Here is a 12,095-nt window from a genome sequence, read left to right on the forward strand (position 1 = left end):
GACAAGACCGGCCGGAAGTGAACCGGAAGGACGAAGCGTCATGGATGCCCTGACCGAAGCCGTGCTGAGCGGTGCGAGCCCGGAGGAACTGGCCGCGGCCCCGGTGCCCGGCGACTATCTCGCCGCCCACCTGCGGGTGGAGGACGTGCACATGTTCGACGGTATGAACGACGGCGACGACAAGGACGTGCGCAAGTCGCTGCGCGTGGGCACCGTGCCGATGCCGGAGCTGGCCCCCGACGAGGTGCTGGTCGCGGTGATGGCCAGCTCGATCAACTACAACACGGTGTGGTCGGCGATGTTCGAGCCGCTGCCGACCTTCGGCTTCCTCGAACGCTTCGCCGCCACCGGCGGGTACGCCCGCCGCCACGACCTGCCGTACCACGTGCTCGGCTCCGACGGCGCGGGCGTGATCGTCCGGGTCGGCGACGGCGTGCGCCGCTGGCGGCCGGGTGACCACGTGGTCATCAGCCCGTCGTACGTGGACGACCAGGAGCCCGCCACGCACGGCGACGGGATGATGGGCGCCGAGCAGCGGGTGTGGGGGTTCGAGACGAACTTCGGCGGGCTCGCCCACTACACGGTCGCGCGGGCCAGCCAGCTCGCGCCCAAGCCGGCCCACCTGACCTGGGAGGAGGCCGCGTCCATCCCGTTGTGCGCGGTCACCGCCTACCGGATGCTGATCAGCCAGCGCGGCACCCCGATCAAGCTGGGCGACCTGGTGCTGATCTGGGGCGCGGCGGGCGGGCTCGGCGCGTACGCGGTGCAGATGGTCAAGGCGGCGGGCGGCGTCCCGATCGGCGTGGTCGGCTCGGAGCGCAAGGCCGATCTGCTGCGCCGGCTCGGCTGCGACGTCGTCATCGACCGCAACGAGATCGGGCTGGGCGGCCGGCCGCCGGCCACGCCGGGCGAGACGATCGCCGCGGGCAAACGGCTGGGCCGGGCGATCAGAGCCGCGACGGGCGAGGATCCGCACGTGGTCTTCGACTACGTGGGCCGCGACACGTTCGGCATCTCCACCTTCGTGGTCCGCCGCGGCGGCGCGGTCGTCACGTGCGGATCGAGCACGGGCTTCGCGCACGAGTACGACAACCGCTACCTGTGGATGAACCTCAAGCGGATCGTCGGCAGCCACGCGGCCAACCTCCAGGAGACGTGGGAGTGCCTGCGGCTGTTCGCCAGGGGCGTGCTGGTGCCGACGCTGGCCACGCAGTACCCGCTGGAGGACGTCGCCGAGGCGGCCAGGCTCGTCCAGCTGAACGAGCATCAGGGCAAGGTCGGCGTGCTCTGCCTGGCTCCCGAGCCGGGCATGGGCGTGACGGATCCCGGCTTCCGCGCCCGCGTCGGCGAGGATCGTCTGCACGCCCTGCGCGGCTGAGGCGGGAGCGACAACGTGCGTGCCGTGGGAATCGTCGCCACCGGCTCCTACCTGCCGAAGGAAGAGGTGGGCAACGAGGAGCTGGCCGCGGCGGCGGGTGTCACACCCGAGTGGATCGTGGCCAGGACGCGCATCTCGTCACGGCGCTTCGCGGCGGCCGGCGAGAGCACCGCCGACCTGGCCGTGCGCGCCGCGCAGCGGGCCCTGGAGCGGATCGACCCGGCGGAGCTGGGCTACGTCATCGTCTCCACCTCCACGGCCGACACGCCGCAGCCGCCGGTCTCGGTCACCGTGCAGCACGCGGTGGGCGCGACCGGCGCGGCCTGCTTCGACGTCAACGCCGTGTGCAGCGGCTTCGTCTACGGCCTGGCGCTGGCCAGGGACCTGGTGGCCGAGAGCGGACGGCCGGTGCTGGTGGTGGCCGCGGACGTGTACTCGCGCATCCTGGACTTCTCCGACCGGCGCACGGCGGTGCTGTTCGGCGACGGGGCGGGCGCCGCGGTGGTGGGACCGGCCCCTGGACCGGCCCCTGGACCGGCCCCTCGACCGGCGCCTTCCGGATTTCTCGGCTTCGAGCTGGCCTCCGACGGGTCCCGTCAGGGGCTGATCAGGGTGGAGGACGGCTTCTTCCGGATGGAGGGCCGTCAGGTCAAGGAATTCGTCCTGGAACGGGTGCCGCCGGCGCTGGCGGCACTGGCCGCCCGGCACGGGCACAGCCTCTCCGAGGTGGACGTGTTCATCCCGCACCAGGCCAACGGCGTCCTGGTGACGGAGCTGGCCGAGCGTGCGGGGCTGGGAGGCGCGCTCATGCCCCGCACGGTCGACCGGTACGGGAACGTGGGCAGCGCCTCGGTGGCGGTGACGCTGGACGAGGCGAACAGGGCCGGCATGTTGCGGCACGGGGACCTGGTGCTGCTGGCCGGGTTCGGCGGCGGGATGGCGATCGGGGCGGGCCTGCTGCGGTGGGCGGCGCAGGAGGAGGAACGATGAACCAGCCGGAGAAGATCGGCGTGGTCGGCTGCGGGCTCATGGGAGCCGGCATCGCCGACGTGTGCGCCCGCGCGGGCCTCGACGTCCGCGTGGCCGTCCAGTCCCCCGCCGCGGGCGCGCGCGGGCTTGAGCGGGTGACCCGCTCGCTCGGCCAGGGCGTGCGCAAGGGGGCCATCACCATGGAGCAGCGGGACGCGGCGCTGGCGCGCGTCTCGTTCACCACGGACCTGCACCAGCTGGCCGACAGGGAGTTCGTGATCGAGGCGGTCCCCGAGGACGAGGCGCTGAAGCTGCACGTGTTCGGCGAACTCGACAAGATCATCGAGGATCCGCAGGCTGTTCTGGCCTCCAACACCTCCTCCATCCCGATCATCCGCATGGCCCGCGCCACCAGCCGGCCCGAGCGGGTGATCGGGGTGCACTTCTTCAGCCCGGTCCCGCTGCTGCCGCTGGTCGAGCTGGTCGCCTCGCTGCTGACGGCCGAACGGACCCGCGAGCGGGCCGCCGCGTTCGTCTCCGGGGTGCTGGGCAAGGAGGTCATCGAGTCGCAGGACCGGGCCGGCTTCCTGATCAACACTTTGCTGATCCCGTACCTGCTGTCGGCGATGCGGCTGGTCGAGTCGGGCTTCGCCGACGCCGAGATGGTCGACAAGGGCATGACGCTGGGCTGCGGCCATCCGGTGGGGCCGCTGCGGCTGGCCGACCTGATCGGGCTCGACACCGTCACCTCCATCGCCTCGGCCCTGTACCAGGAGCTCAAGCAGCCGCAGCTCGCGCCGCCGCCGATCCTGCTGCGCATGGTCGAGGGCGGCCTGCTCGGCAGGAAGACGGGCCGCGGGTTCCACGCCTACACCTGAACGAGGAGAGATTCTTGCCGTACGCCTTCGATCCGGAGCTGGTCCCCTACGCCGAGCTGATCCCGTCCGTGCCGTTGAGCGAGGTGATCCGGCGGGACGGCCCGCCGCCCGACCCGGCCCTGCTGGCCGAGATCGAGCGGCGGCTGCCGTCGTACACGCCACGGCGCGAGGTGACGGTCGAGGACCGGCGGGTGCCCAGTGATGCGACCGGTGGTGAGGCCGGCGGGGTACCCGGTGGGGTGCCGGTGCGGGTCTTCCGGCCTCGGGCGGAGGGGCCGCTGCCCGCGATCATCTATCTGCACGGCGGCGGCTTCGTGTCGGGAGAGCTCGACTACTTCAGCGTACGCTGCCTGCGGCTGGCCGACCTGGTACCGGCGGTCGTGGTGGCCGTGGACTACCGGCTGGCGCCCGAGCATCCGTACCCGGCGGCGCTCGACGACACGTACGCCACCCTGGAGTGGCTGGCGGGCGCGGCCGGGGGGCTGGGTGTGGACCCGGACCGGATCGCGGCCGCCGGTGACAGCGCGGGCGGCAACCTGGCCACCGCGCTGGCGCTGCTCACCCGCGACCGTGGCGGGCCGCCGCTGCGGTTCCAGTTCCTGGACGTGCCGGTGACCGACGACCGGCTGGCCACGCCCTCGATGCGGGCCTTCACCGACACACCGATGTGGAACCGGCCCGACGCCGTGCTGAGCTGGCGCTACTACCTGGGTCGTGACGGGATCGCGCCGCCGTACGCGGCGCCCATCAGGGCCGCGGACCTGAGCGGGCTGCCGCCCGCGTTCGTGGCGGTGTGCGAGTTCGACCCGCTGCGCGACGAGGGCATCGCGTACGCGCAGCGGCTCGTGCAGGACGGTGTGCCGACCGAACTGCACCTGTATCCCGGCGCGTTCCACGGGGCCGCGATCATCGCGGACGTGGCGCTGACACGGCGGATGAACGCCGACATGGTCGGCGCCCTCCGCCGCGCCCTGCACGATACGGACGGCTGACCGGACGACCGGCCTGGCAGTCGGCGGACCGGCCATCTGATCGGACATCAGACCGGGCGGCCGACGTGGCGAGCGGGTGCCCGGGCGGCCGAGCGGCCGGACGGCCGGCCCGGCGGACGGTCAGGGAGACGGGACGGTCGCGGCGGCGTGCTCGCGGATCAGGGAGACGATCCGCGGCAGGTGCTCGGTCAGGTAGAAGTGGCCGCCGGGGAAGGTGTGCATGCGGAACGCCCCGGTGGTGTGCGCGCGCCAGGCCGCCACGTCCTCGGCCGGTGCCCTGGGGTCGTCCTCGCCCGTCAGCGCGATCACCGGGCAGCCCAGCGCCGGCCCCTCGGCGTGCCGGTAGGTCTCGATGGCCCGGTAGTCGGCCCTGATCGCGGGCAGCGCCGCGCGCATGAACTCCTCGTCCTGCAGCAGCACGGAGGCTGTGCCGCCGAGCGCGCGCACCTCGGCCAGCAGGTCGGCGTCGGGCTTGCGGTGCAGGCCGCGGTCGCGCACGAACGAGGGCGCCGGCCGCCCGGACACGAACAGCCCGGCCGGCGTGATCCCGGACCGCTCCAGGCGCCGCGCCAGCTCGTACGCCACCACGGCGCCCATGCTGTGCCCGAACAGGATCAGCGGCCGGCGCGTCCACGGGCGCACCTCGGCGGCGATCCGGTCGGCCATGTCGGTCACACTGTCCACGCACGGTTCGAGGCGCCGGTCCTGCCGCCCCGGATACTGCACGGACAGCACCTCGGCCCACTCGCCGGCCAGGCGCGCGACGGGCATGAAGGAGCCGGCCGAGCCGCCCGCGTGCGGCAGGCAGAGCAGCACGGCTCCGTCTCCTGGCCGCCGCGCGAAGTGCCGGATCCAGTCGCCGGGTGTCGTGTTGTCGTCCATGAGGCCAATAACATCCTTACTTCGATAGAGCGATAATTTAATATTCGAGGACGCGGACGGGCGTCGCAAACCCCTAGTTCGTGCGGTTCCGATAGGGGGTCGCAGCGCGTCTGGTAAAACTCACGAGCCGGCCTCGTACGGCGTGATGAAATGATGAATTACAGCCATCGCGTGATGAATAACTAAGGCATTGCTTAGTTACCGCGAATAGGTACAGAATGTTGAGGGTCTAGACGGATTTGCGACTGTAACTGTGTGCGGGACAGGGTGGATCAGCGCTGCACCTGAGCCACGCACAGGCAACCGGGGAGCCTGATGTTACTGATCGACCGTACCAGCGAATTGTCCCTGCTGAATAGCCAGCTGCACCTGACGGCGCAGGCCGGCGGGCGGGTCGTCGCCATCACCGGGCCGACCGCCGCGGGAAAAACTGAGCTCGTTTACGCCTTCGGCCAGGATGCGGTCAAAGCGGGGGCCACGTGGCTGAGCGCGACCTGTTCACGTACCGATCGTAATTTATCACTGGGGGTGATCAGCCAGCTATTCCACAGCGCCGCGCTGCCGATTGAGCTGGCCTCGCAGGCGGCCGAGCTGATCGAGAGCATGACGTTCGACCGGGCGTGCGAGGAGCCGCCCGCCACCGACGACCGGGCCTGGCTGCACATGACGCAGCGGCTGTGGTCGGCGGTGCTGGAGCTCTCGGACGGCGCGCCGCTGCTGATCACCGTGGACGACGTGGAGCACGCCGACCCGCCGTCGTGGCACCTGCTGCTCCACTTCGTCCAGCGGCTGAAGAGCAGCAACGTGTTCCTGGTGGTGACCACGACCGAGGACATCCACGGGATGGAGCCGATGGTGGAGGTCGCGCTCACCCGGCACCCGCACTACCAGCGCGTCCGGGTCGGGATGCTGCCGCCCGACGGGGTGCGGCGGATGTGGGAGCAGCTGGCGGGCGGTCCGGCCGCGCACGTGCTCGGCCCGCCGAGTCACGCGGTCACCGGCGGCAACCCGCTTCTGGTCAAAGCATTGATCGAGGACTACGTGACCGCCGGCCAGAACGCGGGCGAGCTGGTGGTGGGCTACGCGTTCGCCCGCTCCGTCCGCGCGGTGCTGCACCGGGGCGACCCGACCGTGCTCCAGACGGCCAGGGGGCTGGCACTGCTGGGACAGGCGGCCGCCCACCTGCTGCCCGAGCTGCTCGGGCTCAGCCCCGTCGCGGTGCGGCAGGCCATGTGCGCGCTGGGCGGGATCGGGCTGCTGGAGTCGGGAGACTTCCGGCACGCCGCCGTACGCACGGCCGTGCTCGACGGAATGAGCGAGGAGGAGCGCACCGCGATGCACGCGGGCGCCGCGCGGCTGCTGCACGCCGAGGGCGCCGTGCCGTCCGCCGTGGCCAGGCACCTGCTGGAGTCCGGCTGGGCCGGCGAGCCGTGGGCGCTGGCCGAGCTGCGGCTGGCCGCCGACGACGGCTTGCCCGGCGACCAGCCGGAATTCGCGGTACGGTGCCTGAAGCTCGCGATCGAGGTGTGCGCCGACGACGATGAGCGCACCAGGCTCGTGGCCGCGCTCGCGCGGGCGGAGTGGCGGTTCAACCCCGCCGTGGTCAGGCAGCATCTCGGCCCGCTGGCCAAGGCGGCGCGGGAGGGGCGGCTGTCCTTCGACGACACCACGACCCTGCTGCGTTACCAGCTCTGGCACGGCGCGCTGGAGGCCGCAGGTGACACGCTGCGCGGGCTGCCCGATCCGGGCGACGACGAGGCGGCGCAGCGGCTCACGGCCACCGAGGACTGGCTGGCCACCACCTTTCCCGAGGTCCGGGCCGGGTTCTCGCGAGAGGCTTCGGGCGACGTTCCTGGCGGCGCCGGCGTCGAGACCCATGCCGGGCCCCGCACCGGGCGCTGGAGCGCGGCTGGCGGTGAGGGGCCCGGCGAGAGGCCCGGCGAACGGCGGGGTGAGGGGCGGAGTGAGGGGCGGAGTGGCGGGCTGCTCGGTGGAGGCGGGCGGCACGGCGCGCGCCGGCCGGGCTCGTGGGGCGTCTGGCCCGCGCAGGGACCCAGCCTGCTGGCCGCCGTGCTGCGTGACGGGCCGGAGGAGGCCACCCTGGACGGCGCCGTACGGGCGCTGCAGGCGGTCACGCTCGACGACGCGAACCTCGACACGATGGAGACGGCGCTGTCGGCGCTGATCTACTCCGACCAGGCCGACCGCGCCGAGCCCTGGTGCGACCGCCTGTACGAGGAGGCGGTGCACCGCCGCTCCCCCACCTGGAGCACGCTGCTGGCCGCCGTGAGATCCGCCATCGCGATCCGCCAGGGTGACCTGATCGCCGCCGAGAAGTACGCCCACGCCTCGCTGGCCCCGCTGCCGCCACGCGGCCTCGGTGTCTTCGTCGGCCTGTCGCTGGCGGCGCAGATCAGGGCCTCCACGGAGATGGGCCGTTTCGACGAGGCGGAGCAGTACCTGCGCCGTCCCCTGCCGGAGGGGCTGCTGCAGACCCGGTTCGGGCTGCACTATCTCCAGGCCAGGGCGCACCACTACCTGGCCACCGGGCAGGCCCAGGCCGCCCTGCGCGACTTCACGACGTGCGGGTCCCTGATGCGGTCGTGGGGGCTGGACACGCCGGGGCTGGTGCCGTGGCGGCACGGCGTGGCGACGGCGCTGCTGCGGCTGGGCCAGCGCGGCAAGGCCCGTGCGGTGCTCGGGCACTCGTACGCGCTGCCGGGCGAGGAGTCGCCGCGCATCAGGGGCATGTCGCGCCGGGTGCAGGCCGCGGCCAGCGACCTGCCGCAGCGGCCCGCGCTGTTGCGGGAGGCGGTGGACCTGCTCCAGACCGGCGGGGACAGGCTGGAGCTGACGTACGCGCTGGTGGACCTGACCCACGCGCTGAACGAGCTGGGCGAGTCGAACAAGGCGCGGCTGGTGGGCCGGCAGGCGGGCAAGATCGCCGACGAGGTCCAGGCGGAGCCGCTGCGCAAGGCGGTCGGCCCGGTGGAGGAGCCGGCCGGGAACGGGGAGGAGGAGTCGATGAGCCTGCTGAGCGACGCCGAGCAGCGGGTGGCGTCACTGGCGGCCCTGGGGTACACGAACAGGGAGATCTCCAAGAAGATTTACATCACCGTCAGCACGGTCGAGCAGCACCTCACCCGCATCTACCGGAAATTGGACGTGAAGGGCCGCAGAGACCTGCCCGACCAGTTCCGCCGCCTGCAGATGCGATAACGCCTCCTGCCTCTCCACAAGGGTGTCCTGGCGCCACCGGCCCGGATTTCCGCTCTGAAGTGTGTGGAATTGTCCCCCGCGCATTTCCGCGCGGCGACGAGCGGAAATCCGGCCGGGTTCCGGGTCGCAGGTTCCGGGTCACGGGTCATGGGTGAGTTCCAGGTCGCGCGTTCCGGGTCACGGGTCATGGGTGCACGCGCCCGCCGTCCTCGCCGGACACCACGCCGGCCTCCAGCCGCCGCAGGGTCACCGCGGTCAGCAGCGCGGCCAATCCGAGCATGCCCGCGGCCACCACCGCCGAGAGCTGCATGCCCTCGGTGAAGGCGGCGCGGGCGGAGCCGAGCACGGCGTCGGCCAGGTGCCCGGGCAGGTTCACGGCCACCCCCGCCGCCCCGCCGAGCGTCTCCCCCGCGACCCGCGCCACCTCGGGCGCCAGCCCTTCGGGCGCGACGAACGCCGAGCGGTAGACCGCCAGCCCCATGCTGCCCAGCACCGCCACCCCCAGGGCGCCGCCCAGCTCGGTGGCCGCCTCCAGCACGGCCGAGGCGGAGCCGGCCCGCTCGGGTGGGGCCACGGCCACCACCAGGTCGGAGGCGAGCGCCTGGACGACGCCGATGCCGCCGCCGAGCAGCGCCAGCCCGGTGATGAGGATCGCGTCGCCGCTGCCGGGGCCGACCTGGGAGAGCGCGACGAAGCCGGCGCAGGCGACGAGCATGCCCGCGGCGATGGTCGGCCCCGGACGGAACTTGGACACCAGCGCCGCCCCCACCAGCGCGCCCACCAGCGCCATGCCGGCGGCGGGCAGGGTGAGCAGACCGGCCACGAAGGGCCGCAGCCCGAGCACCATCTGCAGGTACTGGGAGACGAAGTAGAACACGCCGACCAGGGCGAAGATCGCCAGGGTGTCGGTCAGCAGGGAGACGCCGAAACCGCGGTCGCGGAAGAGGCTCAGGTCCAGCATCGGGCTGACCAGCCGGCGCTGACGCCGGACGAACGCGAACCCGAAGATCAGGCCGAGGGCCATGGCCCCGGTGACCTCCAGCACCGCGCCGCCTCCGGCCAGTTGCTTGATCGCGTACACGACGGGGAGCACGGCCGCCAGCGACATCACCGCGCTCCACAGGTCGAACCGGCCGGGCCGGGGGTCGCGGTACTCCGGCAGCAGGAGCGGGCCGAGCGCGAGGAGCAGCAGCATGATCGGCACGTTCATCAGGAAGACGACGCCCCACCACGCCTGTTCGAGCAGCCAGCCGCCGACGATCGGACCGAGCACGCTCCCGCCCGCGAAGCTCGCCGCCCAGAGCGCGACGGCGGTGCGCCGCTGGGCCGGGTCGTGGAACATGTTGCGGATCAGCGCCAGCGTGGGCGGCATGAGCGTGGCGGCGGCGGCTCCTTGCAGGGCGCGGGCGACGATGAGCAGCTCGGCGCTGGGCGCGTAGGCGGCCGCGGCCGAGGTCAGCCCGAACGCCGCCGCGCCCCACAGAAGGAGCTTCCTGCGGCCGATCCGGTCGCCGAGGGACCCCATGGCGATGAGCAGGCCGGCCAGCAGGAAGGCGTAGATGTCCACGATCCACAGCAGCTCCGTGCCGGTCGGACGCAGGTCGAGGCTGAGGAAGGGCACGGCGAAGTAGAGGACGGTCACGGTGATGGAGACGAGGAGCACGGGCAGGACCAGGACGGCCAGCCCGAGCCATTCCCTGCGCCCGGCCTTGGGTGGGGCTCCGTTCACGTTGGCGCTCCTATGTACGGCGTACATCACTAGCGGTATACAGCGTACCCGCTCCTGGCGGCCACTCGGCCGGTACAACCTTGAGTGGACCTTGACACCACGGTAGATTGCGATTCTGTAGTCGTACAGAGGCACCGCGTCACATTATTACGTCACGGGGCCGGAACGTTTTCGTCACACACCTCCTGTGTTAGAATTCATGACCGGAGGACGCCATGCTGACCTGCGCGCAATGTAGTAAGCCCATCGACGCCCCACCCCGGGGGCGGCGGCCCCGATATTGCTCCCGCTCGTGTCAGGCTCGCGCTTACCGGGCGCGGGCGGCCGTCAGGAAGGGCTCTCCCCCGAGGCCCGCCGTCAACGGGGAGATGCCGCCGCGCACCCCGCCCGCCCGGCCGCCCGAGGGCATGAGCGTGCAGCAGATCGTGCAGGCCGCCATCGAGATCGCCGACCGCGAGGGCCTCGACGCCGTCTCCATGCGCCGGATCGCGACCCAGCTCGGGCTCGCCACGATGTCGCTCTACCGGTTCGTCTCCGGCAAGGACGCGCTGATCGACCTGATGGTGGACGCCGTGCACGCGGTGCACGGGGAGAACGGCGGCGCCGCGCCCGTGGAGGCGGGCTGGCGCACCCGTCTGGAGTTCGCCGCCCGCCGCGAGTGGGGGATCTACTCCCGGCATCCGTGGGTCCTGCGGATCGTGGCCACGCCGCAGCCGCCGGTCGGTCCTAACGTGCTGGCCGACGTCGAGCGGCTGATGCGGGCGATGGACGGGCTCGGGCTCGACGCGGTGACCATGCACTGGGTGGCCATCGCGGTCGGCGCCCAGGTGCAGGGCGCCGCGCTGCTGCTGGTCAACGAGCTGGAGACGAAACGGCGCACCGGCCGCACGACCCAGCAGTGGCGCAGCGACAAGTCGCCCGCCATCAGGGAGCTGCTCGACTCGGGCCAGTTCCCGATGCTGACGCGGCTGTTCGAGGAGCAGGAGGACGTCGCCGACATCAACGCCTGGTTCGAGTTCAGCCTGGGGCGGCTCCTCGACGGCCTGGAGGTCTTCGTGGACGGCCGGGCCGGTGTGACCGGACGGGCCGGAGCGGCCGGGAAAGCCGGCCTGGCCGGGCGGGCGGGCGCCGACGCCACCGTCTGAACGGGACTCAGCCGGGGCGGTGTCCGAGCTCCTCCGCCACCGCGCAGACGTACTTGCCGTAGTCGGAGGGGGCCAGCTTCTCCCCCAGCCGGTGGCACGCGGCCGGGTCGATGAAGCCCATCCGCAGGGCGACCTCCTCCACGCAGGCGATCCGCACCCCCTGCCGCTTCTCCAGCGTCTGCACGTACTGGCTGGCCTGCAGCATCGACTCGGGTGTTCCTGCGTCCATCCACGCGAATCCCCGCCCCAGGTCCACCAACCGTGCCTTGCCTCGTTCCATGTAGACGCGGTTGACGTCGGTGATCTCCAGCTCGCCCCTGGCCGAGGGGCTGAGGTTCTTGGCGATGTCGACGACGTCCTTGTCGTAGAGGTAGAGGCCCACGACCGCGCGGTCGGAGCGGGGGCGGGCGGGCTTCTCCTCCAGGGAGACGAGCCGGCCCTGCGCGTCGGTCTCGGCGACGCCGTACCGGTGCGGGTCGGAGACGGGATAGCCGAACAGCACGCAGCCGTCCACGTTCTGGACGTTGCGCTGGAGCAGGTCGTAGAAGGCGTTGCCGTGAAAGACGTTGTCGCCCAGCACCAGGGCGACGGAGTCGTCCCCGACGTGGTCGGCGCCGATGATGAACGCGTCGGCCAGCCCGACCGGCTCGTCCTGCCGGGCGTAGCCGATGTCGAGGCCGAGATGCCCGCCGTCGCCCAGCAGGCGCTGCAGGTTGGGCAGATCGGCCGGCGTGGAGATCACCAGGATCTCCCTGATGCCCGCCAGCATCAGCACCGACAGCGGATAGTAAATCAGCGGCTTGTCATTGATCGGCAGCAGTTGTTTGGATATGCCGAGCGTCACCGGATACAGGCGCGTGCCGTGCCCACCGGCCAGAACAATGCCTTTCACCGGAAAATCCT

9 protein-coding genes are annotated in these 12,095 nt (G+C 72.0%); 6 read left to right on the top strand and 3 right to left on the bottom strand.

Features of this window, described 5'->3' with window-relative positions; genetic code table 11:
- Positions 1-40: 40 nt before the first annotated feature.
- From ccrA to ABFX54_RS39145, 4 genes are read left to right on the top strand one after another with little or no spacing between them, the layout of a single operon-like run.
- On the top strand, positions 41-1,378 hold the full coding sequence (ccrA, locus tag ABFX54_RS39130; protein WP_346111853.1) for a crotonyl-CoA carboxylase/reductase: 1,338 nt from the start codon (positions 41-43) through the stop codon (positions 1,376-1,378).
- A 15-nt stretch (positions 1,379-1,393) separates the two neighbouring features.
- Positions 1,394-2,368, top strand: a complete 975-nt coding sequence (locus tag ABFX54_RS39135) for a 3-oxoacyl-ACP synthase III family protein (protein WP_346111854.1) — start codon at positions 1,394-1,396, stop codon at positions 2,366-2,368.
- Positions 2,365-3,225, top strand: coding sequence for a 3-hydroxybutyryl-CoA dehydrogenase (locus ABFX54_RS39140; RefSeq protein WP_346111856.1), 861 nt, complete (start codon positions 2,365-2,367; stop codon positions 3,223-3,225). Before ABFX54_RS39135 ends, ABFX54_RS39140 begins: the two co-directional genes overlap by 4 nt.
- Positions 3,226-3,239: 14 nt before the next feature.
- Complete coding sequence (locus ABFX54_RS39145; RefSeq protein WP_346111857.1) at positions 3,240-4,217, top strand: alpha/beta hydrolase; 978 nt, start codon at positions 3,240-3,242, stop codon at positions 4,215-4,217.
- 120 nt (positions 4,218-4,337) lie between these two features.
- Here the strand turns inward: ABFX54_RS39145 and ABFX54_RS39150 are convergent, their stop codons facing one another.
- Positions 4,338-5,099, bottom strand: a complete 762-nt coding sequence (locus ABFX54_RS39150) for a thioesterase II family protein (protein WP_346111858.1) — start codon at positions 5,097-5,099, stop codon at positions 4,338-4,340.
- 315 nt (positions 5,100-5,414) lie between these two features.
- Between ABFX54_RS39150 and ABFX54_RS39155 the strand changes: the two genes are divergently transcribed.
- On the top strand, positions 5,415-8,318 hold the full coding sequence (locus tag ABFX54_RS39155) for a helix-turn-helix transcriptional regulator (protein WP_346111860.1): 2,904 nt from the start codon (positions 5,415-5,417) through the stop codon (positions 8,316-8,318).
- A gap of 184 nt (positions 8,319-8,502) precedes the next feature.
- Here the strand turns inward: ABFX54_RS39155 and ABFX54_RS39160 are convergent, their stop codons facing one another.
- On the bottom strand, positions 8,503-10,047 hold the full coding sequence (locus tag ABFX54_RS39160; protein ID WP_346111862.1) for an MFS transporter: 1,545 nt from the start codon (positions 10,045-10,047) through the stop codon (positions 8,503-8,505).
- A gap of 368 nt (positions 10,048-10,415) precedes the next feature.
- Here ABFX54_RS39160 and ABFX54_RS39165 point away from each other — a divergent pair, with 368 nt between their 5' ends.
- On the top strand, positions 10,416-11,192 hold the full coding sequence (locus ABFX54_RS39165; protein ID WP_346111863.1) for a TetR/AcrR family transcriptional regulator: 777 nt from the start codon (positions 10,416-10,418) through the stop codon (positions 11,190-11,192).
- 7 nt (positions 11,193-11,199) lie between these two features.
- On the opposite strand, the gene rfbA is transcribed toward ABFX54_RS39165, so the two are convergent.
- Positions 11,200-12,084 carry a glucose-1-phosphate thymidylyltransferase RfbA gene (gene rfbA, locus ABFX54_RS39170; RefSeq protein ID WP_346111865.1) on the bottom strand — a complete coding sequence of 295 codons (885 nt, stop codon included), beginning with the start codon at positions 12,082-12,084 and terminating at the stop codon, positions 11,200-11,202.
- Between the last annotated feature and the right edge of the window lie 11 nt (positions 12,085-12,095).

This window comes from Nonomuraea maheshkhaliensis (assembly GCF_039529435.1).
In the GTDB taxonomy this organism is placed as follows: domain Bacteria; phylum Actinomycetota; class Actinomycetes; order Streptosporangiales; family Streptosporangiaceae; genus Nonomuraea; species Nonomuraea maheshkhaliensis.

What these genes read in the sequence shown, in the direction of transcription:
- ccrA (WP_346111853.1), top strand. Translation starts at nt 41, where the DNA reads ATGGATGCCCTGACCGAAGCCGTGCTGAGCGGTGCGAGCCCGGAGGAA.
- ABFX54_RS39140 (WP_346111856.1), top strand. Translation starts at nt 2,365, where the DNA reads ATGAACCAGCCGGAGAAGATCGGCGTGGTCGGCTGCGGGCTCATGGGA.
- ABFX54_RS39150 (WP_346111858.1), bottom strand. Translation starts at nt 5,099, where the DNA reads ATGGACGACAACACGACACCCGGCGACTGGATCCGGCACTTCGCGCGG.
- ABFX54_RS39155 (WP_346111860.1), top strand. Translation starts at nt 5,415, where the DNA reads ATGTTACTGATCGACCGTACCAGCGAATTGTCCCTGCTGAATAGCCAG.
- ABFX54_RS39165 (WP_346111863.1), top strand. Translation starts at nt 10,416, where the DNA reads ATGCCGCCGCGCACCCCGCCCGCCCGGCCGCCCGAGGGCATGAGCGTG.